General features: G+C 71.6%; 16 protein-coding genes. 10 read left to right on the forward strand and 6 right to left on the reverse strand.

The window, feature by feature from the left end; genetic code table 11:
• Positions 1–16: 16 nt before the first annotated feature.
• Positions 17–562, reverse strand: a complete 546-nt coding sequence (locus tag OV090_RS42855; RefSeq protein ID WP_267710680.1) for a hypothetical protein — start codon at positions 560–562, stop codon at positions 17–19.
• Between the two features lie 123 nt (positions 563–685).
• On the opposite strand from OV090_RS42855, the gene OV090_RS42860 reads away from it, so the two are divergent.
• From OV090_RS42860 to OV090_RS42890, 7 genes are all read left to right on the forward strand, one after another.
• On the forward strand, positions 686–1,063 hold the full coding sequence (locus OV090_RS42860) for a DUF4180 domain-containing protein (RefSeq protein WP_267710681.1): 378 nt from the start codon (positions 686–688) through the stop codon (positions 1,061–1,063).
• Positions 1,064–1,156: 93 nt separating this feature from the next.
• The gene (locus OV090_RS42865) at positions 1,157–2,104 is read left to right on the forward strand and encodes a hypothetical protein (protein ID WP_267710682.1); all 948 of its coding nucleotides are present in this window, start codon (positions 1,157–1,159) and stop codon (positions 2,102–2,104) included.
• A 270-nt stretch (positions 2,105–2,374) separates the two neighbouring features.
• On the forward strand, positions 2,375–3,379 hold the full coding sequence (locus tag OV090_RS42870; RefSeq protein ID WP_267710683.1) for a hypothetical protein: 1,005 nt from the start codon (positions 2,375–2,377) through the stop codon (positions 3,377–3,379).
• 443 nt (positions 3,380–3,822) lie between these two features.
• Positions 3,823–4,923: an NADH:flavin oxidoreductase gene (locus OV090_RS42875; RefSeq protein WP_267710685.1), complete on the forward strand. Its 1,101-nt coding sequence runs from the start codon at positions 3,823–3,825 to the stop codon at positions 4,921–4,923.
• A 355-nt stretch (positions 4,924–5,278) separates the two neighbouring features.
• Positions 5,279–6,151, forward strand: a complete 873-nt coding sequence (locus OV090_RS42880; RefSeq protein WP_267710686.1) for a hypothetical protein — start codon at positions 5,279–5,281, stop codon at positions 6,149–6,151.
• Positions 6,152–6,360: 209 nt separating this feature from the next.
• Positions 6,361–7,632, forward strand: a complete 1,272-nt coding sequence (locus OV090_RS42885) for a pectin acetylesterase-family hydrolase (RefSeq protein WP_267710687.1) — start codon at positions 6,361–6,363, stop codon at positions 7,630–7,632.
• A gap of 209 nt (positions 7,633–7,841) precedes the next feature.
• Complete coding sequence (locus tag OV090_RS42890) at positions 7,842–8,507, forward strand: glutathione S-transferase N-terminal domain-containing protein (protein WP_267710688.1); 666 nt, start codon at positions 7,842–7,844, stop codon at positions 8,505–8,507.
• A gap of 54 nt (positions 8,508–8,561) precedes the next feature.
• Here the strand turns inward: OV090_RS42890 and OV090_RS42895 are convergent, their stop codons facing one another.
• Positions 8,562–10,130, reverse strand: a complete 1,569-nt coding sequence (locus OV090_RS42895) for an N-6 DNA methylase (protein WP_267710689.1) — start codon at positions 10,128–10,130, stop codon at positions 8,562–8,564.
• The gene (locus tag OV090_RS42900; protein ID WP_267710690.1) at positions 10,127–11,392 is read right to left on the reverse strand and encodes an MFS transporter; all 1,266 of its coding nucleotides are present in this window, start codon (positions 11,390–11,392) and stop codon (positions 10,127–10,129) included. Before OV090_RS42900 ends, OV090_RS42895 begins: the two co-directional genes overlap by 4 nt.
• Before the next feature lie 77 nt (positions 11,393–11,469).
• On the opposite strand from OV090_RS42900, the gene rpe reads away from it, so the two are divergent.
• The gene (gene rpe / locus OV090_RS42905) at positions 11,470–12,207 is read left to right on the forward strand and encodes a ribulose-phosphate 3-epimerase (protein WP_267710691.1); all 738 of its coding nucleotides are present in this window, start codon (positions 11,470–11,472) and stop codon (positions 12,205–12,207) included.
• A gap of 75 nt (positions 12,208–12,282) precedes the next feature.
• Positions 12,283–13,374, forward strand: coding sequence for a DUF481 domain-containing protein (locus tag OV090_RS42910; protein ID WP_267710692.1), 1,092 nt, complete (start codon positions 12,283–12,285; stop codon positions 13,372–13,374).
• 78 nt (positions 13,375–13,452) lie between these two features.
• Here the strand turns inward: OV090_RS42910 and OV090_RS42915 are convergent, their stop codons facing one another.
• From OV090_RS42915 to OV090_RS42925, 3 genes are read right to left on the reverse strand one after another with little or no spacing between them, the layout of a single operon-like run.
• Positions 13,453–14,544: a hypothetical protein gene (locus OV090_RS42915; RefSeq protein WP_267710693.1), complete on the reverse strand. Its 1,092-nt coding sequence runs from the start codon at positions 14,542–14,544 to the stop codon at positions 13,453–13,455.
• Positions 14,545–14,574: 30 nt separating this feature from the next.
• The gene (locus OV090_RS42920) at positions 14,575–15,801 is read right to left on the reverse strand and encodes a hypothetical protein (protein WP_267710694.1); all 1,227 of its coding nucleotides are present in this window, start codon (positions 15,799–15,801) and stop codon (positions 14,575–14,577) included.
• 31 nt (positions 15,802–15,832) lie between these two features.
• Positions 15,833–17,050 (reverse strand): tetratricopeptide repeat protein, encoded by a 1,218-nt coding sequence (locus tag OV090_RS42925; RefSeq protein WP_267710695.1) that lies wholly within the window; start codon positions 17,048–17,050, stop codon positions 15,833–15,835.
• A gap of 870 nt (positions 17,051–17,920) precedes the next feature.
• Between OV090_RS42925 and OV090_RS42930 the strand changes: the two genes are divergently transcribed.
• A complete protein-coding gene (locus OV090_RS42930; protein ID WP_267710696.1) occupies positions 17,921–24,178 on the forward strand; it encodes a HAMP domain-containing protein in 6,258 nt (2,085 codons plus the stop codon).
• The last annotated feature ends 14 nt before the right edge of the window (positions 24,179–24,192 follow it).

Below are 24,192 nucleotides of genomic sequence, written 5' to 3' on the forward strand. Positions count from 1 at the left end.
CCGCAGGACACGCCGATCAATCGAAGCAGACCTCGGCGGACGGCTGACAATCCTCGACCCACGCCGCCGGGTCGGCGCACTCCGGCGTGAAGGCGATCAGGCACGACTCGAAGAACTCGCGCGGCTTCAGCATGCAGTCGACGATCTCCGCGTAGCCGGGCGGCTTGGTCTGCGAGCGCCACTGCCAGCGCACCTCGTCGGTCCCCTGGCCGCGGGGGATCAGCCGGTGCAGCGCGCACGGCCCGTCGCACCGCGCCACCTCGATCACGCCGCTCGTCCGGTCGTACAGGGCAGCCAGCGCGCACATGCCCTCGGGGCCAGCCGCCTCGCAGCCGCCCGGACAGTCCCAGCGCGAGCACAGCTGGTCGTCGAGGCACGCGAACAGCCCCTCCGGCAGATACGGCCCGCCCGCCGGCGGCTCCTCGCTCGTCTCTTCCGCCGCGCTCGTCGTCGTGGGGCCTTCCGCACCCGACGTCGAGGTCGAGCCCTCGCTCGCGCTCTCCTCCGACCGTTCGCCGCACCCGCTCCACAGCGCCAGGCCCACCAGCAAGCGATGCCACATGCCTCGACGATAGCCGCGGTCCCGCGGCCTCGCGCGTCGGGTCCGATCGCGGTACGAGCATCGCGCGCATTCGCACGCGGGGCGCGGCGCGACGGCGCCGCCTGCCGCAGGCATCATGCGCCGGTGACCGCCCCCCAGCTCCGCCAGATCGGTGCGACCCAGGTCCTCGTGCTGCCCGACTCGGGCCCCAGCATCGGCACCGCCGACGACGCCATCCAGCTGATCGGCGACGCCTCCGCCAGCGACGCCGACACCGTCGTCGTCCCGGTCGCCCGCCTGCACCCCGACTTCCTGGTCCTGCGCACCCGCATGGCCGGCGAGTTCGCCCAGAAGTTCGTCAACTATCGCCGCCGCCTCGTCCTCCTCGGCGACCTCTCGCTCGCCCTCATCGACAGCGACGCCCTCCGCGACTACGTGCGCGAGGCCAACCGCGGCGACGACGTGTGGTTCTTCGCCGACTGGCCCGAGCTCGAGCGACGCCTCGCCGGCGACCCGGACTGAGCGAGAGCCACACGAGCGATGCGCCTCTCCACGTCATTTCACCAGGTCGTCTCGTCGGTCGGTCGCCTGCGCTCGCGCGTGTTCCTCGGTTTCTTGGGTACGGCCCTCCTTTCCTGCGGCGATGACTCGGCGACGAGCACGGAGAGCGACACCGCCACGGACGAGCGGGTCCTGCGGATCTCGGAAGCGGTCGAGTTATGTACAGTGACTCCCTCGCCCTCGTCGCCGCTGTTTCACGCGCGGGCGATCTTGCGGCTGGACGAGGGCGAGGTCTCGCTGCCCGCCGAGCCCGACGTGGACACCCCGACGTGGCTGCCGTTCACCCTGCGGACCGGCCCTGACGGCCCCGAGCTCCCCTGGGCCGAGGGCGAGGGCGCCGTGAGCGTCGCGGCCGACAGCGTCCCGCATTCGATCTACTTCCTCGACGAGGCGTATGGGTGGGAGACTGTCGTGTATGTCGACAATCCGAACGCGATGACGGTGAGAGGCGATCGATTGCTCGTACAGGTCGCATACCCTGCCGGCACCCGTGTCTTCGAGCTCGCCCCGATCACCACCCTCGACCAGGAGCTTCGCCTCCGGGTCCTCGCGTTCGTCCCCGGGCTCGCGGCGACCGACCCGCCGCAACGAACCCTGGCCGCTCCGTGCGAGCTGACCGACGTATCGGTGGACCGTATCGACGTGACCCTGGCAGAGGGAGCGGTGTCGTTTCACACGCGCCCCGCCCGCTGGGGAGGCCTCGACGGCTTCACGGTCCTGGCCGAGGGCGAGGTCGACGGCGTCCCGTTCGAGGTCGACAGTTACTGGGACCTCGAGTACGCCACGAGCAATGTCGAGGGGCTGTACGGTGTCAGCCCGCGCATGGCAGTGCGATTCGGCGAACGACCGGACGGCTCCTGCATCCTGCTCGTCGAACCGGACCCCTTCGCGCCCGAGCCGGTCTACTTCGCCAGCGTCCTCGATTGCGCGCAGAACAAGCTGCGGGACCTCTCCCTGCAGTCCATCGCCTTCGTCGCCGGTGGCGGTGAAAACCGGTGGTAGCTCGCCCGTCGTCGACAGCGCGAGCGACGACGAGGGCGACGCCCCGCGCCGCAGGTCGCGCTCGGCTGGCGCTTCACGCTCGAGACCGTACGACCCGCCCACCCCGTGCGTCCTGACGGTCGAGCGCGCCCTCTGGCCGCGGCGGCGCTCCGCGCGTTCACGCGCGACCTATTTTTCGACCACGAGCGCGTGCTCGCGGACATCGTCGAGCGGATCGTCCCTCGCGTGGTCCCATCGCTGACCGGGATGCTCTAGACTCGGCGCACACGGATGGCCACGACCCAAAACGAACCGACGAGGCGCGCTGTCCTGGTCTGCCCCGCGTGTGATGCGTCGCTGACGGCTCCGCTTCGTGCCGTCCCCGATCCGCGGCTGTTCGCCCCGCCGCCGGCGATCCGTCGCCAGGGGCTCCGGGCAACGCAGGGCTTTTGGCGCCGGGCGGAGCCGGGGGAGCTGTCGCAGGGCCTACCGACGCACCCATTCCCCGTCTCGATCCATCCCCACGATCTCCTCGTCCACCAGGTGGTGACCAGCAGCCCCGGGTGCTGCGGCGTCTTCTCCGAGGACGGGAGCGCCAACCTGCACTGCCGTTGTGGTGCCCCGGTGGGCGTGCTGATCGACGAGTGTGTCTTCGACCTGGAGGTGCGCCTCGGCGCGCTCTGGCGGGTCGGCGGTGACGACGAGGTCCGCGTCGACGAGCTCGCCGACGATCGCGTGCGCCGCAGCCTCGATCGATGGTCCCGCGTTCGCTTCGCGGGCCCACCGGTCTCGCTCGACACATCCTGGGACTGGACGGCGAGCGAGGTCCCGACGAGCCGGGAGGTCGAGCACCTCGAGCTCCACCTGATCGCCGGGGACGACGGCGTGGCGGTGCATGCGGTGGTCGACGGGCGCGCGATCGCGCTGCCCCTCGCTCCCATCGATCTGCTGCGAGCCATCGCCCTCGAGCGGCTCCCCGTCGGCAACGAGGGGCTCGCCCTCCGCTACGACCTGCTGATGTCGCTGCGCGAGAACCGGGTGGTGTCGTCCTGGGGGCTGTTGCGGCGGGGGAAGGACGTCGAGCTCGTCGAGAGCCCGGCCTCGACCACCTATCCGACGGGCTTCGACATCTACGAGCTCGCTGGCATGCCGCTCGCCGAGGCCCGCGCGATCGGCGTCGTGATAGGCCGCGAGACCGAGTCCAGAGGGTGGCGCTTCTCCGAGGCGGCGCTGCTGCGCGCCTGGTCGGCAGCGATCGCGGCGTGCGAACCGGAGCGCCTGCCTGCTTCGGAATAGCCGCGGAGACCTCCTGCGTCACCGTCGACCCGCTTGCGCCCCCTCGCCTCCGTCGCCCTGCTCATGGTTCGACCCTCGTCCGCGCTCGGGTCGCCCTTCGTCGGTCTCTTTCGACATTCAGCCTCCGAGACCCCGCCGCCGAGTACAAGCAATCCGCCGCCGCCAAGAGCTCGGCCTCGATTGAAACCGAGAGCGCCGCGCGCGACAGCCCCGTCCGCGAGGACCCTTTCTTCTGACAGTGACGCCGTCGCCCACACGCACCGCAGCCCTCGCGCGCCATCGACCGATCGGCGAGCCGCACCCCGCTCACGCGAATCACTGCACTACCTCCTACCCGTCACATCCTGGCGATCCCAGCCATAGGCCCCCGCGATTTTTGTCACGGCCCCGTCACCCTTCCTCGCGTCGTTTCGCCCCTGCATCGGTGTTCTAACCGCCTTTGCATGAGCAGCGCCCTCCTCTCTCCGATTCGCCTGCGCAACGGCCTCGTCGCGCGCAACCGCGTCTGGCTCGCCCCGCTGACCAACCAGCAGAGCCACGACGACGGCGTCCTCTCGACCGCCGAGCAGCGGTGGCTCGAGCGGCGGGCGGAGGGCGGCTTCGGCGTCGTCGAGACCTGCGCCGCGCACGTCTCGCAGGACGGCCAGGGCTTCGACGGTCAGCTCGGCGTGTGGGGCGATCATCAGCTCCCGCGCCTGCGCGAGCTGGCCGCCGCGATCGCCCAGGCCGGCGCGCTCGGCCTCGTCCAGCTCTATCACGGCGGCGTGCGCTCGCCCTCGCGGCTCACCGGCCGACGGCCGTGGAGCGCCAGCAGCTTCACCGAAGCGGGGCGGCCCGAATTCGAGGTCCCGCGCGCCGCCGACGTGTCCGACATCGAGGCCGCGATCGACGCCTTCGACCAGGCCGCCCGTCGCACCGCCGCCGCCGGCTTCCACGGCGTCGAGCTGCACGGCGCCCACGGCTATCTGCTCGGTCAATTCCTCAGCAGCACCATGAATCAGCGCACCGACGAATGGGGCGGCAGCTTCGCCAATCGCGCTCGCCTCATTCGCACCATCGCTCGCCGGGTCCGCGCTGCCACTCCGGCGGACTTCCTCGTCGGTGCGCGGATCTCCCCTGAAGATTTCGGCTACGCCCGCGGCCTCGACCTCGACGAATCGCTGCAGCTCGCCGCCTGGCTGGCCGAGGACGGCGTCGACTTCCTCCACGTCTCCCTGTGGGACAGCAAGAAGAACACCGCCAAGCGCCCCGACCAGCACCCCGTCCCGCTGTTCCGCGCGGCCTTGCCGAAGCACGTCCCGCTCGTCGTCGCCGGCAACATCTGGACCCGTGCCGAGGCCGAGGCCGAGCTCGAGCGCGGCGCCGACTTCGTCGCGCTCGGCAAGGTTGCGATCTTGAACCCCGACTGGCCGCTGCGCGCCGCCGACCCGTCGTACCAGCCCGAGCGCGGCCCGCTGACTCCCGCTCAGCTGCACGACCTGGCGATCAGCGACGTCTTCGTCGACTACCTGCGCCGCTTCAAGACCATCGTGCGCGACGCGTGACGTCCCGGGTCGCTCGCGCCGGTTTCCCCGGGTGGAGGGGGCCTACCGGCGCTCCCTTCTCCGTGATCGCGGCGAACCGTCACCGGACCCAGCAGGAGTTCTGCCTCGACATCGCAGCCCGGTGAAGCGGTGTCCCGCGAATACGCATCCTGTCCTCCGAGCCATCTCATACGAATCCGGCGTCCCGCCGCGTGGCCGGGCACTCGCGGCGCGACGCCGCACTGGCACGATGAGCAGCGCTCCCCCGCGAGCACCCCCTCGCGGGCGCGCATTCGCAAGGCTCCGTTCGCAATCGCGCCGCGGGCGATCGTCTTCTCGCTTGTTCGCCCCCCTGTTCGTCCCGTATGAGCGGAGCATGCGGATCCTCCTCGTCGCCTCGCTCGCGCTCGCCTGCCACTCCGGCCCGCAGGAGGTCTCCTCCGAGTACAAGCCCGAGGTTCCGCCCCCGGCCCCGACGCCCCCGCCGACGCCCGTCGTCGCGCCCCCGCCGACGCCCGTCGCCGCGCCCGAGCCCGCGCCTGCCCCCGCCGAACCGCCGACCTGGCAGACCGGCCCGGACCGCTATCAACTCCCGACCAAGGTCCGCTGGTCGGAAGAGGAGGGCCCGTTCTGTGGCGTCCACGTCATCGACCTCGCCGCCGGTGAGACGACCACGCTCCTCTCGCGCGACCGCAGCACCTGGGTCGTGCGCGCCGGCAAGACCGAGACGCCGACGGCCGTCGAGTTCGTGAAGACGCCGCGGCCCGCCGGGCTGCTCAAGCGAATCGAGCCGCTCTTCGAAAAACCCGGGCCCGGCTCGACCGTCCTCGTCGAGCCGGCGCACCCGTTGGTCCCCGAACCATTCGAGCTCGCCGACGTGCGCATCCTCTTCGGCGACTTCGCGCTGCTCGGCGACAAGCTCTACGGCATCGGCCTCGTCAAGGAGACGACCCTCCTCGAGATCGACCCGAAGGCCCGCACCTTCGTGCCCCACGTCCTCAAGGGCAAGTCGCCCGACGCGGTGTTTCCGGACGGCCCCAACCTCGCGCTGTACCTGTCCGGCGCGCGCAAGAAGTCGGTCGCCATCTACGATCCCGCCGCGCGAAAGATCGTCCGCGAGCTCGAGATCCCCCGCGACCTCGAGCCCGAGTGCCGGCGCACTCACCACTACTACGGCGAGGAGGAAGTCTATTTCCTGTCGGAGGCCGGGCGCTTCTACGTCGGCTTCGCGTGCTTCCCCGACGCGTGAGCAGCGCCCCTCTCTCATGACCGCCGGGGTGGGCATCGTCATCCCTCGTCCGGTCGCCTCGCACCTGCGCGTGGCGCACGCGCGTGACGGACCTCGTTCGCCTCGCAACTCGCCGATCGCTCTGCTATCCCGTCTCCTGGCTCGCGTGGCTCCCGACCGCCTGCTCGAGGCGCGTCGTCTGTTATTGCGCCGCGCGCCTGTCCACCCTTATGGCCGACTCGTCGCGTATCCTCCTCACCTCCTCGTTATTGTTGTCGATGCAGGTGGCAGCCTGCTCCGAGCCCGTCGCCGGCAGCGAGGGCGAGCCGACCACCAGCGGCACCGGCACCGACGACACGACGACCACCACCGGCGACTTGCCCACCGGCACCAGCGGCGTGACCGCGGACACAGGTCCCAGCGAGCCGACCGCGACCACGACCAGCGGCACCTCGACCACCGGCGAGGACGTCATGCCCGAGCCCGAGGTGTGGGACGGCGAGAAGCTGCCGTGGGAAGAATTCGGCCGCTGGACGTGGGTCCCCTTCCCCGACTCGCAGTGTCGCGACGGCAGCAGCACGGGGATCTGGATGCGCTACGGCAAGGGCCCCGGCCTCGCCATCTTCTTCGAGGGCGGCGGCGCCTGCTTCAACGCCCTGACCTGCGCCAACAACGACGCGAGCTTCGACCCCAGCTGGACGTTCGGGTGGGACGGCATCGGGCTCTTCGACGCCGACTGGACCGACAACCCGATCCACGACTGGAACGTCGTCTACGTCCCCTACTGCACCGGCGACGTCCACTCCGGCAGTCGCACCGATGTCGAGGTTCCGGGCGTCGAGGGTCTGCAGCAGTTCGTCGGCTACCGCAACGTCACCGCCTACCTCGACCGCATCGTCCCGACCTTCAAGGCCGCGCCCAACGTGCTCGTCACCGGCGTGAGCGCCGGGGGCTTCGGCGCCGGCATCCATTACGACCGGATCGCCCGCGCCTTCCCCGACGCGCGCGTCACCCTGCTCGACGACTCCGGCCCGCCGCTCGCCAACGACGTGCTCGCGCCGTGCCTGCAGCAGCAGTGGGACGACCTGTGGGGCCTCGAGGACGCCCTGCCCGCGGACTGCGACGACTGCTTCCCCAGCGCCGGCGGCGGCCTCGTCAACCTCGCCCGCTACCTCGGCGAGAAGCACCCCAAGCAGCACCTGGGCCTGGTCTCCTCCACGCAGGACGTGACGATCCGCTTCTTCTTCGGCTACGGCGAGGACGAGTGCATGCCGAAGACCATCAACGTCCCCGCCGGCGAGTTCGAGGCCGGCCTCGTCGACCTGCGCGACCATTACGTCGCCGAGCCCGCCGGCGTGTGGAGCACCTACCTCGTCGGCGGCAACGGCGACCACGTGTGGACGGTGGGCCCCCGGTTCGCGAACACCTACGTCCAGGGCGTCCGCTTCGTCGACTGGTTCGCCGACCTTCTGGTCGGCAAGGCCGGCCACGTCGGCCCGTGACGACATGCTCCTTCGGACATGCTCGAACAGGCATGTCCGAGAGACCATCCGCTGTAGGCGACTTCTCCACCCCTCGGTGACCGTCCGACCGCTCCTGCCGCGGCCGCGACGTCGCACCTGACCCGCGCGGCGCGGCGGAGTCGCCGCCGGGCTCGCGAGATTCGTCGCGGCCCTGTCGGATGGCCGGGCGCGTCTGCTACAGCAGGGCGATGATCGACCTCTACACCGCAGCCACGCCCAACGGGCACAAGGTCTCGATCGCGCTCGAGGAGATGGCCCTCCCTTACGAGGTCCACGCGCTCTCGCTCACCCGCGGCGACCAGAAGCAGCCGGAGTTCCTCGCCATCAACCCCAACGGCCGGATCCCCGCGATCGTCGACCGCGACGCCGGCGACTTCGCGGTGTTCGAGTCGGGGGCGATCCTCATCTACCTGGCCGAGAAGACAGGTCAATTCTTGCCCACCGACGTGCGCGCGCGCAGCCGCGTGATCCAGTGGCTCATGTTCCAGATGGGCGGCGTCGGCCCGATGATGGGCCAGGCCAACGTGTTCTTCCGCTACGCGCCGGAGAAGATCCCCTACGCCATCGGCCGCTACCAGCGCGAGGTCCGGCGCCTGCTCGAGGTGCTCGACAAGCGGCTCGCCGAGGCCGAGTACCTCGCCGGCGACTACTCGATCGCCGACATCGCCACCTGGCCATGGGTCCGCGGCCACGACTGGGCCGGCGTCAGCGTCGACGGCCTCGACAACCTCCAGCGCTGGCTCCGCGACATCGGCGAGCGCCCCGCCGTGCAGCGCGGCCGCAACGTCCCGCCCTCCGAGCCGCAGCCGAACGACAAGACCGTTCAGGACATCCGCGACAAGCTGCTCGCGTGAGCATCGCTCTTGCACTTTAGTACATGTCCATAAGGACATGTCCGAATCGCCACCTCACGTCAGCCCGTAGAGCGCGTCGACCAGCGCGTCGAGGGCGGGCGCGACCGAGACGTCGCCGGCGGTCCAGCGGTCGACCAGCGCGACGATCTCCGCGGCCGTCTCGGCGTCCCATTCATAGGGCGCCGGGATCGGCAGCCCGCGCAGCTGGCGGGGCCCGATCCGCAGGTACCCGCGGGCCAGGCGGTCGCCGCCGTGGACGTGCTGATAATAGTCGTCGAGCGCGCGGCTGTGGAGGATCGCCGCCAGCACCCGCAGGTCGGCCGGCCACCAGCAGATCGTCGTCGACTTGCCGGCCAGGACCTCGCCGCGGGCGTCGATCATCGCCTCGAGCGAGCGCGTCATGCCGGCCACGATCAGCTTCGGCGTGCGCGCCTGGGCCAGGCGGCGCGGCGGCAGCCGCTCGGGCGCCGCGATCACCGGGCGGAGGAAGCTGCGTCCGAGGTAGCGCAGCGGCGTCTTGCCCCACAGCTCGGCGCAGCGGTCGATGGTCCCGCTGTTGACCACGCGCAGGCCGGCCTCGCCATCGACGATGAGCTCGGCGATCGCGTAGGCCTCGGCGACCGTGGCCGCGCCCCACACCTGGGCCAGCTCGCCGAGCGGCTGGCCGACCGCGCGCATGTGGGCGACGCAGGCCGCGTCGCCGCGCCCGGAGATCGGCCACGGCCCCTCGGACAGACCTGTCCCCAGGGACATCTCCTCACATTCGCCGGCCCCGCGCGCCAGCGTCGGCGGCGGCGCCTCGCCGGCCCCGCGGCGGGCCACGAACGCCAGCGGATAGACCCCGGCGGCGAACGGCGGCGCGTCGCTGAGGTCGTACAGCGCCAGCACCCGGGCCTCGCGCGTGAGCAGCCGGCGGGTCGCCGCCGCGTAGTCGGCCGAGGCCAGCTTGTTCGGCACCACCAGCGCCAGGTGCCCGCCCGGCGCGCACAGCCGCAGGCCGAGCTCGATGAACACGCAGAACAGGTCCCAGTTGCCGCGCGCCGTCTCGTAGCGGCCGGCGCAGTGGCGGCGCAGCGCCGCGTGGTGGCGCGTCATCGCCTCGGCGTCGACGTAGGGCGGGTTGCCGAGCACCGCGTCGAAGCCCCCGGCCGCCGCCGGGAACTCGGCCGCCCACACGAACGGCGGCCCCGCCGCGGCCGGCGCGTCGGCCCCGAGCAGCGCGTTGCCGACCTTGATGTTCTCGGACATGTCCTCGGGGACAGCCCCGGCCAGCTCGGCCACCGCCGCGCGCGCCAGCAGGATCGCCGCCGGGTCGACGTCGACGCCGAAGATCGCCGCGCGCAGCAGCGCCAGCCGCTCCTCGGCCCCCCACGCCGCACCTGTCTCTCGGGCCATCTGCTCGCCGCGGGCCAGCAGCGTCCGCCCCGCCGCGATCAGGAACGCCCCCGCGCCGCACGCCGGGTCGACCACCCGCACCGTCGCCGTCGGCGCGGCCGCCAGCACGCGCCCGAGCGCGTCGTCGACCAGCCGGTCCACCAGCGCCGGCGGCGTGTAGAACACCCCGTCGCGCTTGCGCCGGACCGGGTCGAGCCCGCGCTCGTGCGCCCGCGCGGCCTCGTTCATGCCGGCGATCCCGGGCGCAAGGCCGCCAGCAGCACCAGCGCGGCGGCCAGCGCCAGGCCGGCGCCGATCGAGAACGCCACCTGGGGCCCGAGCGCGGCCCAGAACACCCCGAACAGCAGGCTCGCCGGCAGCGCGGCCAGGCCGACCGCCGCGTGGTAGAGGCCGAACGCCGCGCCTCGCTGCGCGCTCGGGGTGAGGTCGGCGACCAGCGCCTTGGCTGCCCCTTCGGTCAGGCCGAAGTACAGCCCGTAGACCAGCAGCAGCCCCCACAATTGCCAGGCCGCGTCGGCGTGGGCGAGCCCGAGGTAGACCAGCGCGTAGAGGCTCCAGCCGCTCAGGATCGCCGCGCGACGCCCGAGCCGGTCGGCCAGGAGCCCCCCGGGCACGCTGCTCGCCATCTTCGCCAGGTGCAGCGCGACCCACAGCGCGATCAGCTGCCCGAGGCCGTGGCCGAACCGCTCGTGCGCGTACAGCAGCAAGAACAGATCGCTGCTGTTGCCGAGGGCGAACAGCGCCGCCGCGGCGACGAACCCGTACAGGCGGCGCGGCAGCCCCTCCGCCTCGGCCCCCGGCCCGCTCGTCGGCGCCGCCGCCGGCACGATCTCGCGCACCGCGAACACGATCACCGCCACCGCCAGGAGCCCCGGCACCAGCGCCGCCGCGAACACGATCCGCAGCGCCGCCAGCTCGTCCTCCGCCGGGATCGCAGCGTCGCCGCGCCAGAACCCGTAGCCGAGCAGCAGGTGCAGCAGCGCCAGCGCCAGCAGCGGCCCCAGCACCGCGCCGGCGTGGTCCATCGCCCGGTGGAACGAGAACGCCAGCCCGCGCCGCGCGGCCGGCACCGCGTCGGCGATCAGCGCGTCGCGCGGGCTGGTGCGGACGCCCTTGCCGACGCGATCGACGAACTTCAGGGCGATCGCGTGGCCGCCGGTGGTCGCCAGCGAGAACAGCGGGCGCGCCAGGGTCGACAGCCCGTAGCCGGCCACGATCAGCGCCTTGCGCTTGCCGAGCCGGTCGCTGAGGCGGCCCGACACCAGCTTGAGAAGGCTCGCGGTCGCCTCGCCGAGGCCCTCCATCAGCCCCAGCGTCACCGCCGCCGTCTTGGCCGGCACCAGCCCGGCCACGAACACCGGCAAGAGCGGGTTGATCATCTCGCTCGACAGGTCCGTGAGCAGGCTGACCACGCCGACCGCGAGCACGTTGCCGCGGACCACCGCGCCCCATCCGGGCGCAGGTGCGGGCGTCCTGGGGCCTTCGCTCACCCGGCCAGTTTACCCACGCCCGCCCGACTGTGCTACCACTCCCGCGCGGCCGCTCGCTCGCACATGCCCGGAGAGACATGTCCCAACATACAGCCCCGTCCGAACGCCTCGCGCCGGTGATCGCCCCCTCGCTGCTCAGCGCCGACTTCTCCCGCCTGGGCGAGGAGGTCGTCGCGCTCGACCGGGCCGGGGCCGACTGGATGCACGTCGACGTGATGGACGGCCGGTTCGTCCCCAACATCACGATCGGCCCGCTGGTGGTCAGCGCCCTGCGCCCGCACACCTCGCGCGTGCTCGACTGTCACTTGATGATCGAGGAGCCCGAGCGCTACGTCGAGGCCTTCGCCGACGCCGGCGCCGACATCATCACCGTCCACGTCGAGGCCTGCCGCCACCTGCACCGCAACTTGCAGCAGATCCGCGGCCTCTCGCGCAAGGCGGGCGGCCGGGTGCTGGCCGGCGTCAGCCTCAACCCGCACACCCCCGTGTCGTCGCTCGTCCACGTGCTCGACCTGTGCGACGTCGTCCTCGTCATGAGCGTCAACCCCGGCTTCGGCGGCCAGCAGTTCATCCCGGCCGTGCGGCCGAAGATCCGCGAGCTGCGGGCGATGATCGCCGCCGCTGGCCTGCCGACCCGCATCGAGGTCGACGGCGGCGTCACGGTCGACACCATCGCCGACATCGCGGCCGACGGGGCCGACGCCTTCGTGTCCGGCACCGGGGTCCTGCGCAGCCCGCAGTTCGGCCGCGACTACGCGGCCGCCATCGCGGCCCTTCGGGGAACCGCCGATGCCGCCATGATCTGGCGCACCTGACCGGGCGCCCGGCCGCTGCCCGGGAAGTTGGCTGAAAGCGCAATCGGTGTCACAAACGAGCGCGCCGATTCCGCCATGCCGTCGCCCGTTCGTTGTCCCTCGTTCGTCGCGTTCGCCCTCGTCCTCGCAGCCGCCGGCGACGTCGCAGCCCAGTCGCCCACGCCTGCGCCCGCCCAACCTGCTCCCGCCGAGGAGAGCGAGCCGGCCGAACCTGCGCCCGCTCCCCCGCCGCCCGCCGGCTCCGCCGCCTCGACGGCGAAGACGACCGGCACCGTGGGCGCCCAGGCCCCGGCCAGCAGCGGCGCCACCAACCTCGACGACAACAAGTTCGCGACCACCGGCGCCAGCGAGCCGATGGACGCGACCGAGGCGGAGATCTCGGCGGGCGGCCTGTTCACCTCGGGCAACGCCCGCTCGGCCGCGCTCACCGGCGGCGGCCGGTTCCGGATCCGCCGCAAGATCCACGAGTTCCAGGCGCAGCTGCTCGGCAACTACGCGCAGGCGGCGATCCGCCTGCCGGACGGCGAGCGCACCGGCCAGCTGACCGCCGGCAACGTCCAGGGCCGGGTCCGCTACGACGTCTATTTCCACCCGCGGGTCACGTTCTTCACCATGTTGACCGCCCGCTTCGACCCGTTCCTCGGGCTCAACATGCGCATGCGCGTCGACCCGGGCTTCGCGTTCTACATGGTCAACCAGCCCAAGCACCGCCTGTGGGCCGAGGTCGGCTACGACTTCCTGTACGACCAGCGGCGGGTCCGTCGCGGCGCCGACAACTCGCAGTGCCCGGCCGGCACCAGCCTGGTGCTCGACGTGCCGAACACGACCGCGGCGATGCCGACCTGCGCCGCCCGCCCGAGCGTCGCCACCCACTCGGGCCGCGTCTTCCTCGGCTACAGCAACCTGCTGTCCGAGTACGTGACCTTCACCACCGGCATCGAGTACATCCAGGCGTTCGCGCCGTTCCGCTCGAACCCGGTCGAGACCGACGGCGGCAAGGCGCGCACCAAGTCGTGGGTGAACTGGGACATCGCCCTGACCACCGCGCTCGGCAAGCGCTTCGCCTTCGCCACCAGCTTCACCCTGCGCTACGACAACGCCCCGCTGCCGGGCATCAAGAAGCTCGACACGATCACCTCGTTCAGCCTGGTGTTCAAGTTCATCTGACCTGTCCCTCGGGTCATGCGGCGCGAGCTGTCCCGCGGGACATCCTCGCGCGGCCGCCTGGCCCTCGGGACATCCGCCTCACGCGGGCACGTCGCACACCGCCTCGGCCTCCGGCGCGACGCAGCGGTCGCCCTCGCCGCACTGCAGGTGGCCGATGCACTGGACGTAGCCCGTGTCCGGGCCGCAGCTCTCACCCTCGCTGCCGCGGCGGACGCAGACCTGCGCGCCCGCGTTCGCCTGGCACTCGGCGTAGGGCAGGCACTCCCAGTCGGCGCAGGCCTCGCCGGCCCCGGGCTTCTTGGCGCACCGGTTCGACGCGTCGCAGTAGTTGTCGAAGCGCGCGCACTGCGGGTAGTTGAAGGCCATGCAGCTCTCGCCCTCGTTCGGCAGCGCCCGGCAGGTCCGCCTGTCGTCGCCGTCGCGATAGCACCGCAGGCCCTCGGCGCAGGTCTCGCCGTCGGAGCAGTCGCCCCCGCTCTCGACCAGCTTCTTGCAGTCGAAGTGGTTGAAGTCGCAGTACAGCCCCTCGGCGCACGAGCCCGTGTCGTCGGCGCAGCTTTGGCCGGCCTCGCGGCGCGCGGTGCAGACCGTGAACAGGAACGTGTTCGGGTCACGGGCGCAGAAGGCGTCGTCCGCACAGTCCGAGCCGCTGCACGGGTCGCCGATCTCCGGCCCCGCCCCCGTGCTCAGCACCCGACACGCGCCGGCGCAGCAGGTGCCTTCCTCGCAGCCGCCCGGCGGGAACCCGCACACCGCATCGCCGGCGCACTCCTCCGAGTTGAGGCACGGGTCGTAGTTGCGGACCTTGCCGACGAACACGTCGCGGCACACCTCCGGCCCCGCCGTCGGCCCGACGCTGAACAGCACCCGATCGAGCAGGTCGCCCTCGCACACCTGCGCGCTGACCTGCTCGAGGCAGGCCTCGGCCGCCTCGGCATCGAACCCCACCCGGTCGGCCTCCAGCGCCGTCAGCAGGTACTGGAAGCGCCCGTTCGAGTCCCACACCAGCGCGTCGCGGCACTGCCCGCGCGACTGGAACACCGAGCAGCCGGTCGACCAGGCGCACAGCGCCTCCTCGTACTCGCCGGCGAAGTTCTCGGGCGTCGCCGACTGGGCGCACCCCGCCGCCGCACCGAACCACAGCACCAACCCGGGGATCGTCTTCCTCATCATAATGTCCTCCAAGACATGTCCTAAGCGCTATGTTCCTTGAGGCAGCTCGTCCTCGCCCGGGACCGCGCACGCGCCGGCGAGCGCCGGCGCCCGGCAGCGGGCCGAGGCCGGGTCCCAGCCGTCGCACTGCAGGGCCCCGGCGCAGCGGATCGAGTCGCCGCACGGCTCGCCCTCGCGGGCCAGCGCCACGCAGCGCTGGTCGTACCAGTCGCAGCTGCTGGTCAGGTCACACGGGCCGGTCGCGCACGAATCGCCCGGCCCCGGCGCCGGCGCGCACTGGCCCTGCGGGTTGCAGAACGCGCCGAGCGTGGTGCAGCCGAGGTACCAGTCGGGCAGGCAGGCCCCGCCGAGCGGCGCGAAGGCGTAGCAGCGGCCGTCGCTGACGAAGCCCGGGTCGGCGCAGTAGAGCCCCGGCCCGCAGCCGACGTCGCCGAAGTCGGCGCACGACTCCCCCTCACCGAGCAGCGCCCGGCACTCGCCGCTGTTGAAGTCGCAGTAGCCGTCGGCGACGCACTCGTCGAAGCCCTGGCAGGCAGCCCCGACCGGCTGCTTCGCGGTGCACACCGTGAACGCCCCGGTGTTGCTGTCGCGGCCGCAGAAGCTGCCCTCCTGGCAGCGGCTGTTGCCGTTGCACGCCGTCCCGATCGGCAGCGACGCCAGCGGGCGGCAGCCGCCGAGGCAGCACGCCTCGCTGCAGCTCGGGTCGAAGCCGCACACCATCGACGCCGCCTCCTGCGGCGCGCACTCGACCGACAGCAGGCACGGCCCGTTCACCACCATCGTCCCGCGCAAGATCGCGTTGCAGGCCGCCTGCCCGGCCAGCTCGGCCTCGTTGGCCGTGTACGTGCCCGGCATCTCGCAGCCGCGCGCCTCGACGTAGGCCAGACAGCTCGCCGCCGCCTCCGCGTCGAACACCAGCCGCCCCGCCGCCTCCGACGCCAGCAAGTACTCGACGGCCTGCCCGCCGTCGCCGGCGTCGAGCCGCGCCTCCGCCAGCAGCCGCGGCGGATAGACCGTCTCGAAGAATTCGACCGCGCGGCAGTCCGCCGCGTCGGCGAACGCCCCGCAGCGGACCGCCCAGCCACAATATGTCTCTTCGGCCAGATCGAAGAAGTCCGCCAGGACGATCGCCTCGCCGGTCGTCCCGGAGTCCGCGCCCGTGCCCGAGTCGGTGTCGGTCGCCGTCGGCTCGCCGCCGCACGCCAGCACCCCGACCACGACCACGGCGACACCCCGACGCGAACCCAGGCGCATGCCCCACGCTACGGGCCGCGCGCGCGGCCTGTCAACGCGCCTGCGCCAGCGGAGGCGCCGGCGGGCTCGCGGCCGCGGAACGTCGCTCCGCCAGGGCTTTGCGGGCTCCGGCCGCCTCGCCGATCAAGACCGTCGCCGCGCAGCTGGCCGACAGGCTCGAGCGGGCGCGCTCGACCGCCCTGCGCACGCAGCCCGTCAGCTTGGGATCGGCCGCGTCGACCCGCACCAGCCCGGCCCGCCCGCCGCGGTAGCTCCAGACCACCGCGACCGCCGCCCCGGCCGGCGCGCAGGCGTCGAGCGCCGCCTTGTGCGCCGCCACGCCCTCGAGCGCCTCCGCCAGCGCCAGCGGGTCGGTCTGCGGCATGCGGCAGGCCAGCTCGTGGACCGTCAGCCCGGCCATCGTCAGCGTCGGCGCGCGGCTCGTCAGCGCCACCTCGATCTTGCGCCCGCGCGACCGCTTCAGCTGCGCCGCCAGGCCGCACGCGTCGTCGTCCCCGCCCTCGCACGCGCGCGCGAACAGGCCGGCCGCCCGGGTCGCGTCCGCGGGCGTGCCGACCCCGCGCAGCGCCGCCAGCCCCTCGCGCAGGCACCCCGCGGGCTGGGCCCCCGCGCACGCCCGGGCGAAGAACTCGACCGCGCGCGCGTTCTCGCCGGGCCGTCCGTTCGCCTCGTCGTACAGCAAGATCCCCGCGTTGAAGCAGCCCGTCGCGTGCCCGAGCCCGCACGCCTGCGCGAACGAGCCGGCCGCGCGGCCCGGATCGCGCGCCGGCAGCCCGCGACCCGCCTCGTAGAACAGCCCCGCGGTGAAGCACGCGAACGGGTCCTGCTTCGAGCAGCCCAGCTCGAACATGCCCAGCGCCCGCGCCGGATCGGCCGGCACGGCTGTCCCTTCGGCCAGCATCGACCCGACCGTCGCGCAGGCCTCGGCGAAGCCGAGCCGGCACGCGCGGTCGTACAGGCCGACCGCCCGCGCCGGCTCCCTCGGCCCGTCGCCGACCCCGCCGCGGAGCACCCCGGCGAGGTTCGAGCAGCCGGCCGCATGTCCCAGAGAACATGCCCGATCGAGCAGGCGCACCGCCTCGTCCGGGCGCTGCAGCCCCAGCGCCTGCATGCCCTCGGCGTTGCACTGCGCCGGTTCGCAGCGGAGCGGCGGCGGTCCGGCCGGCGGGGCCGGCTCCTGCGTCGTCCCCGAGCAGGCGGACAGGACCCCCAGGAGGCCCGCGGCCACGAGCGGGAGACGCCGGTCCATGCGCATATTTGCGCGAGCGTGGCCTACCCCCCCGGGAGGGTCAATCCTCCGCCGGCGCGGGCAGCCCGTCGAGCCCGCCGCGAACGATCTGCTCCCTCGTGCGGCCACGCGCCTCGCCTCGCGACGCGACCGCAAGGACGTCGACCTCCTCGCCATCAATCTTCGCTGGGCCCGAAAGGGTGACGCCCGCGCGCATCGCCTGCACTTGCCGTGCATCGCCTCGACCGCGGAGCTGCGGGCGCCTCGCTCCGGCGATCGCAACCCTGGACAGGGACTACACGCATCACCGCCGCCGCGGGCTCCCTCCCCCTCTCGCCCTGTCTCTCGCCAGCACCGCCTGAACGGCCTCCGCCGGCCGCGCCGAGCTAATCGACGCCCGCGCCGCGAAGACCTTTGGGCCACCGCCGCCAGCCAACCCTGAACAGGGACTACACACATTTACGCGAGCGCCGACGGTCCTCTCCGACCCCCAGCCGCTTCGCCTGCGCGCGACCGCGGCCGCCGGGTCAGAGCGTGGCGGCCGCGTCTCGCCGCTCCGCGCACGACATGTCCCTTCAAACATGTCTCATCAAACACCTCGTGATCCCGACGCGTCCGTTCGCCGCCCACATCCGCGACCTGCGGCTGCCGGTGTGTGCGAACGCCACGTCGTCAGCCCGGGCCGAGCCGGCGCTGTGGGGGTCCGCTCGGCGGCGGGCGCGATCGTCTCGCCGGCGGTAACACGCGGGATCTTCCCAAGTTTTCGCGTGGCATCGCGGCGGACGCGCCTTTCGTAGCTGTCATGATCGAGGGGGACGGCGCGTGCGAAAGCTGCGTATCCTCCTGGGACGCGAGGGGCCTTCGGGTCTCTCGGCGGCGGAGAGCTCGACCATGACCATCACGGACGCGACCGAGAGCGGCGCTGGTTTGACTGGCATCGGCACCCCTGAGCAGCGGCAGCTGTTGCGCGTGCTGCAGGCCGTGCGCGACGGCGACTTCTCGGCCGAGCTCCCGGGCGACTGGACGGGCCTGGGCGGCAAGATCGCCGACACCGTCAATCAGATCATCGTCGCCAACCGGGTCATGGCCGGGGAGCTCGAGCGCATCGGCGAGGTCGTGGGCAAGCGCGGCCAGACGCGCCAGCGCGTGCGCGGGCACAACCGGGCCGGCGCCTGGGGCGAGATGGAGGACTCCGTCAACACCCTGCTCGACGACCTCCTGTGGCCGACGGCCGAGGTGAGCCGGGCCATCGGCGCCGTCGCCAAGGGCGACCTGACCCAGACCATGCGGCTCGACGTCGAGGGCCGGCCGCTGCAGGGCGAGTTTTTGCGCTCGGCCACGATCGTCAACACGATGATCGACCAGATGAGCGTGTTCACCAGCGAGGTGACGCGCGTCGCTCGCGAGGTCGGCACCGACGGCAAGCTCGGCGGCCAGGCCCAGGTGGCCGGCCTGTCGGGCGTGTGGAAGGACCTGACCGACAACGTCAACTCGATGGCGGGCAACCTGACCGCCCAGGTGCGCAACATCGCCGAGGTGACCATCGCAGTCGCCAGCGGCGACCTCTCGCGCAAGATCACCGTCGACGTCCGCGGCGAGATCCTCCAGCTCAAGGAGGCGATCAACACCATGGTCGACCAGCTGCGCTCGTTCGCCTCCGAGGTGACCCGCGTCGCCCGCGAGGTCGGCTCCGAGGGCAAGCTGGGCGGTCAGGCGATCGTCCCGGGCGTCGCAGGCACCTGGAAGGACCTCACCGACTCGGTCAACGCGATGGCGCTGAACCTGACCTCGCAGGTGCGCAACATCGCCGAGGTCACCACCGCAGTCGCCCGCGGCGACCTCTCGCGCAAGATCACCGTCGATGTGAAGGGCGAGATCCTCGAGCTCAAGAACACCATCAACACGATGGTCGACCAGCTCAACGGCTTCGCCGCCGAGGTGACGCGTGTCGCCCGCGAGGTCGGCACCGAGGGCAAGCTCGGCGGTCAGGCGCAGGTCCCCGGCGTCGCCGGCACCTGGAAGGACCTCACCGACAACGTCAACTCGATGGCGTCGAACCTGACCGCGCAGGTCCGCAACATCGCCGAGGTCGCCACGGCGATCGCCGGCGGCGACCTGTCCAGAAAAATCACCGTCGACGTGCGCGGCGAGATCCTCCAGCTCAAGGAGACGCTGAACACGATGGTCGAGCAGCTGCGCTCGTTCGCCTCCGAGGTGACGCGCGTCGCTCGCGAGGTCGGCACCGAGGGCAAGCTCGGCGGTCAGGCCCAGGTGCCCGGCGTCGCCGGCACCTGGAAGGACCTCACCGACAACGTCAACGGCCTCGCCTCGAACCTCACCTCGCAGGTCCGCAACATCGCCGAGGTCACCACCGCCGTGGCCCGCGGCGACCTCTCGCGCAAGATCACCGTCGACGTCAAGGGCGAGATCCTCGAGCTCAAGAACACCATCAACACGATGGTCGACCAGCTCAACGGCTTCGCCGCCGAGGTCACCCGCGTCGCCCGCGAGGTCGGCACCGAGGGCAAGCTCGGCGGTCAGGCCCAGGTCAAGGGCGCCGGCGGCACCTGGAAGGACCTCACCGACAACGTCAACGCGATGGCGTCGAACCTCACCTCGCAGGTCCGCAACATCGCCGACGTCACCACCGCCGTGGCCCGCGGCGACCTCTCGCGCAAGATCACCGTCGACGTCAAGGGCGAGATCCTCGAGCTCAAGAACACCATCAACACGATGGTCGACCAGCTCAACGGCTTCGCCGCCGAGGTGACCCGCGTCGCCCGCGAGGTCGGCACCGAGGGCAACCTCGGCGGTCAGGCCCAGGTGCCCGGCGTGGCCGGCACCTGGAAGGACCTCACCGACAACGTCAACTCGATGGCGTCGAACCTGACCTCGCAGGTGCGCAACATCGCCGAGGTCACCACCGCAGTCGCCCGCGGCGACCTCTCTCGAAAGATCACCGTCGACGTCAAGGGCGAGATCCTCGAGCTCAAGAACACCATCAACGTCATGGTGGACCAGCTCAACGGCTTCGCCAGCGAGGTGACCCGCGTCGCCCGCGAGGTCGGCTCCGAGGGCAAGCTCGGCGGTCAGGCCCAGGTACCCGGCGTCGCAGGCACCTGGAAGGACCTCACCGACTCGGTCAACGCGATGGCCTCCAACCTGACCTCGCAGGTGCGCAACATCGCCGAGGTCACCACCGCCGTCGCCACCGGCGACCTCTCGCGCAAGATCACCGTCGACGTCAAGGGCGAGATCCTCGAGCTCAAGAACACCATCAACACGATGGTCGACCAGCTCAACGGCTTCGCCGCCGAGGTGACCCGCGTCGCCCGCGAGGTCGGCACCGAGGGCAAGCTCGGCGGCCAGGCCCAGGTGCCCGGGATCGCCGGCACCTGGAAGGACCTCACCGACAACGTCAACTCGATGGCGTCGAACCTGACCTCGCAGGTGCGCAACATCGCCGAGGTCACCACCGCCGTCGCCCGCGGCGACCTCTCCAGAAAGATCACCGTCGACGTCGAGGGCGAGATCCTCGAGCTCAAGAACACCATCAACACGATGGTCGACCAGCTCAACGGCTTCGCCGCCGAGGTGACCCGCGTCGCCCGCGAGGTCGGCACCGAGGGCATCCTCGGCGGCCAGGCCCAGGTGCCCGGGGTCGCCGGCGCGTGGAAGGGCCTGACCGACAACGTCAACTCGATGGCGTCGAACCTGACCTCGCAGGTCCGCAACATCGCCGAGGTCACCACCGCGATCGCCCGCGGCGACCTGTCGAAGAAGATCACCGTCGACGTCAAGGGCGAGATCCTCCAGCTCAAGGACACCATCAACACGATGGTCGACCAGCTCAACGCGTTCGCGGCCGAGGTGACCCGCGTCGCCCGCGAGGTCGGCACCGAGGGCAAGCTCGGCGGTCAGGCCCAGGTCAAGGGCGTCGCCGGCACCTGGAAGGACCTCACCGACAACGTCAACGTCATGGCCGCCAACCTGACCAACCAGGTGCGCGGCATCGTCAAGGTCGTGACCGCGGTGGCCAACGGCGACCTGCGCCAGGAGCTCACGGTCGAGGCCAAGGGCGAGGTCGCGGCGCTGGCGACCACGATCAACAACATGACCGGCACGCTCGCCATCTTCGCCGACCAGGTCACCTCGGTCGCGCGCGAGGTCGGCGTCGAGGGCCGGCTCGGCGGCCAGGCCAACGTGCCCGGCGCCTCCGGCACCTGGAAGGACCTGACCGCCAACGTCAACCTCCTGGCGGCCAACCTGACCACCCAGGTCCGCGCCATCGCCGAGGTCGCCACCGCCGTGACCAAGGGCGACCTGACCCGCTCGATCCAGGTCGACGCGCGCGGCGAGGTCGCCGACCTCAAGGACAACATCAACGCGATGATCGACAACCTGCGCGCCACCACGGAGCGCAACAACGAGCAGGGCTGGCTCAAGACCAACCTCGCCAGCTTCACGCGCATGATGCAGGGCCAGCGCGACCTGATCACGGTCGGCCAGCGCCTCCTGTCCGAGCTGGTGCCGCTGATCGACGCCCAGCAGGGCGTCATGTACGTCATGGACGGCCTGAACGGCGAGGCCGCGCTGTCCCAGCTGGCCAGCTACGCCGACGCCCGCGACCCCAAGAACCCGCGCCAGTACGCCGTCGGCGAGGGCCTGGTCGGCCAGTGCGCGTTCGAGCGCCAGCGGATCCTGCTGTCGCAGGTGAACGACGAGTCGGTGGTCATCAGCTCGGGCCTTCTGACCGCCCGCCCGCGCACCGTGATCGTCCTGCCGGTCCTGTTCGAGGGCCAGGTCAAGGCGGTCATCGAGCTCGCCTCGCTGCGCGAGTTCACGGCCTCGCACCTGGCCTTCCTCGAGCAGCTCACGGGCAGCATCGGCATCGTCATCAACACCATCGAGGCGACCATGCGCACCGAGGGCCTGCTGATGCAGTCGCAGCAGCTGGCCGGCGAGCTGCAGGCGCAGCAGAAGGAGCTGCAGCAGACCAACGAGGAGCTGGCGCAGAAGGCCAAGCTGCTGGCCGAGCAGAACGCGGAGGTCGAGCGCAAGAACCAGGAGATCGAGCAGGCCCGCCGCGCCCTCGAGGAGAAAGCGGCCGAGCTCGCGCTGACCTCGCGCTACAAGTCCGAGTTCCTCGCCAACATGTCGCACGAGCTGCGCACGCCGCTCAACAGCATCCTGATCCTCGGCCAGCAGCTCGCCGACAACATCGAGCACAACCTCAACGAGCGCGAGGTCGAGTTCGCCAAGACGATCCACGGCGCCGGCACCGACCTGCTCAACCTGATCAGCGACATCCTCGACCTGTCGAAGATCGAGTCGGGCACCGTCACCGTCGACTCCGAGGAGCTGCCGTTCTCCAGCCTGCGCGACACCGTCGAGCGCAACTTCCGCCACGAGGCCGAGAACCGCGGCCTCACCCTCACCACCGACTTCGCCGCCAACATCGGCCGGGCGATCACCACCGACCCCAAGCGCCTGCTGCAGGTGCTCAAGAACCTGCTGTCGAACGCCTTCAAGTTCACCGAGCGCGGCGGCGTCCGCCTCGAGGTCAAGCTGGTCGCCAGCGGCTGGAACCCCGAGCACCCGGTCCTCAGCAGCGCGCCTGGGGTGGTCTCGTTCTCGGTCAGCGACACCGGCATCGGCATCCCGCCGGAGAAGCAGCGCATCATCTTCGAGGCGTTCCAGCAGGCCGACGCCGGCACCGCCCGCAAGTACGGCGGCACCGGCCTCGGCCTGGCGATCAGCCGCGAGCTCGCCGGCCTGCTCGGCGGCGAGATCAAGCTGCACAGCGTGATCGGCAGCGGCAGCACCTTCACCCTCTACCTGCCGCTGCAGTACCAGGGCCCGGCCGCCAGCAAGCTCCCGCAGCGGCCGCAGCACCACGCCCTGACCGCCCCGGCCGCCAACTCGCCCGTCCACACCACCCAGATCGTCGACGACCGCGACCTCCTGAGCCCCGGCGACAACTCGCTGCTGATCGTCGAGGACGACCCGCACTTCGCCCACCTCCTGCTCGAGGTGGCGCGCGAGCGCGGCTACAAGGGCCTCGTCACCCTGCGCGGCGCCGACGCCGTCGGCCTGGCGATCCAGTACCGCCCGACCGCGATCTCGCTCGACATCTTCCTGCCCGACGTCCACGGCTGGGCGGTGCTGAGCCAGCTCAAGCAGAACCCGGCGACCCGGCACATCCCGGTGCAGATCTTGACGCTCGACGACGAGCGCCAGCACGTGCTCGAGCGCGGCGCCTTCACCTACCTCAACAAGCCGCTGTCGCGCGACAGCCTCGCGGCCGCGTTCGACCGCATGAAGCGGTTCGCCAACAAGACGCCGCGCGAGCTGCTGATCGTCGAGGACGACGCGGTCGAGCGCCGCAGCCTGTCCGAGCTGCTCGGCCACGACGACGTGAAGATCACCGCCGTCGACAGCGGCTCGGCCGCCCTGGTCGCCCTGCGCGAGCGCCCGTTCGACTGCGTGGTCCTCGACCTGCGCCTGCCCGACATGTCCGGCTTCGAGCTGCTGTCCCGCCTGCAGCACGAGCCGACCATGCGCGACCTGCCGGTCGTCGTGTTCACCGGCAAGGAGCTGTCGCCGGCCGAGGAGAGCCAGCTGCGCAAGGTCGCCAAGAGCATCGTCCTCAAGGACGTGCAGTCGCCCGAGCGCCTGCTCGACGAGACGGCGCTGGTGCTCCACCGCGACATCACTGCGCTGCCGCTCAACAAGCAGCGGATGATCGAGCGGCTCCACGACAACAACGAGGTGCTCGTCAACAAGCGGGTCCTCGTGGTCGACGACGACGTGCGCAACATCTTCGCCCTGTCGTCCCTGCTCGAGCGCCAGGGCATGCGCGTCATCAGCGCTTCGACCGGCCAGGAGGCCATCGACATCGTCAAATCCTCCCCGGATTTGGCGCTGGCCCTCGTGGACATCATGATGCCCGAGATGGACGGCTACGAGACGATGCGGCGGATCCGCAAAGATCCCGGGCTCCGGCGCCTGCCCATGATCGCCCTCACCGCCAAGGCGATGAAGGGCGACCGCGAGAAGTGCCTCGAGGCCGGCGCGTCCGACTACATCGCCAAGCCGGTGAACACCGAGCAGCTGCTGTCCTTGCTGCGGATCTGGCTCCACAGGTGACGGAGGTTGTCGTC

Source organism: Nannocystis sp. RBIL2 (assembly GCF_026626745.1).
Taxonomy (GTDB): Bacteria; Myxococcota_A; Polyangia; order Nannocystales; family Nannocystaceae; genus Nannocystis.

What these genes read in the sequence shown, in the direction of transcription:
- OV090_RS42920 (WP_267710694.1), bottom strand. Translation starts at nt 15,801, where the DNA reads ATGCGCCTGGGTTCGCGTCGGGGTGTCGCCGTGGTCGTGGTCGGGGTG.
- OV090_RS42870 (WP_267710683.1), top strand. Translation starts at nt 2,375, where the DNA reads ATGGCCACGACCCAAAACGAACCGACGAGGCGCGCTGTCCTGGTCTGC.
- OV090_RS42915 (WP_267710693.1), bottom strand. Translation starts at nt 14,544, where the DNA reads ATGAGGAAGACGATCCCCGGGTTGGTGCTGTGGTTCGGTGCGGCGGCG.
- OV090_RS42875 (WP_267710685.1), top strand. Translation starts at nt 3,823, where the DNA reads ATGAGCAGCGCCCTCCTCTCTCCGATTCGCCTGCGCAACGGCCTCGTC.
- OV090_RS42880 (WP_267710686.1), top strand. Translation starts at nt 5,279, where the DNA reads ATGCGGATCCTCCTCGTCGCCTCGCTCGCGCTCGCCTGCCACTCCGGC.
- OV090_RS42910 (WP_267710692.1), top strand. Translation starts at nt 12,283, where the DNA reads ATGCCGTCGCCCGTTCGTTGTCCCTCGTTCGTCGCGTTCGCCCTCGTC.
- rpe (WP_267710691.1), top strand. Translation starts at nt 11,470, where the DNA reads ATGTCCCAACATACAGCCCCGTCCGAACGCCTCGCGCCGGTGATCGCC.
- OV090_RS42930 (WP_267710696.1), top strand. Translation starts at nt 17,921, where the DNA reads ATGACCATCACGGACGCGACCGAGAGCGGCGCTGGTTTGACTGGCATC.
- OV090_RS42925 (WP_267710695.1), bottom strand. Translation starts at nt 17,050, where the DNA reads ATGGACCGGCGTCTCCCGCTCGTGGCCGCGGGCCTCCTGGGGGTCCTG.
- OV090_RS42895 (WP_267710689.1), bottom strand. Translation starts at nt 10,130, where the DNA reads ATGAACGAGGCCGCGCGGGCGCACGAGCGCGGGCTCGACCCGGTCCGG.
- OV090_RS42890 (WP_267710688.1), top strand. Translation starts at nt 7,842, where the DNA reads ATGATCGACCTCTACACCGCAGCCACGCCCAACGGGCACAAGGTCTCG.
- OV090_RS42885 (WP_267710687.1), top strand. Translation starts at nt 6,361, where the DNA reads ATGGCCGACTCGTCGCGTATCCTCCTCACCTCCTCGTTATTGTTGTCG.
- OV090_RS42855 (WP_267710680.1), bottom strand. Translation starts at nt 562, where the DNA reads ATGTGGCATCGCTTGCTGGTGGGCCTGGCGCTGTGGAGCGGGTGCGGC.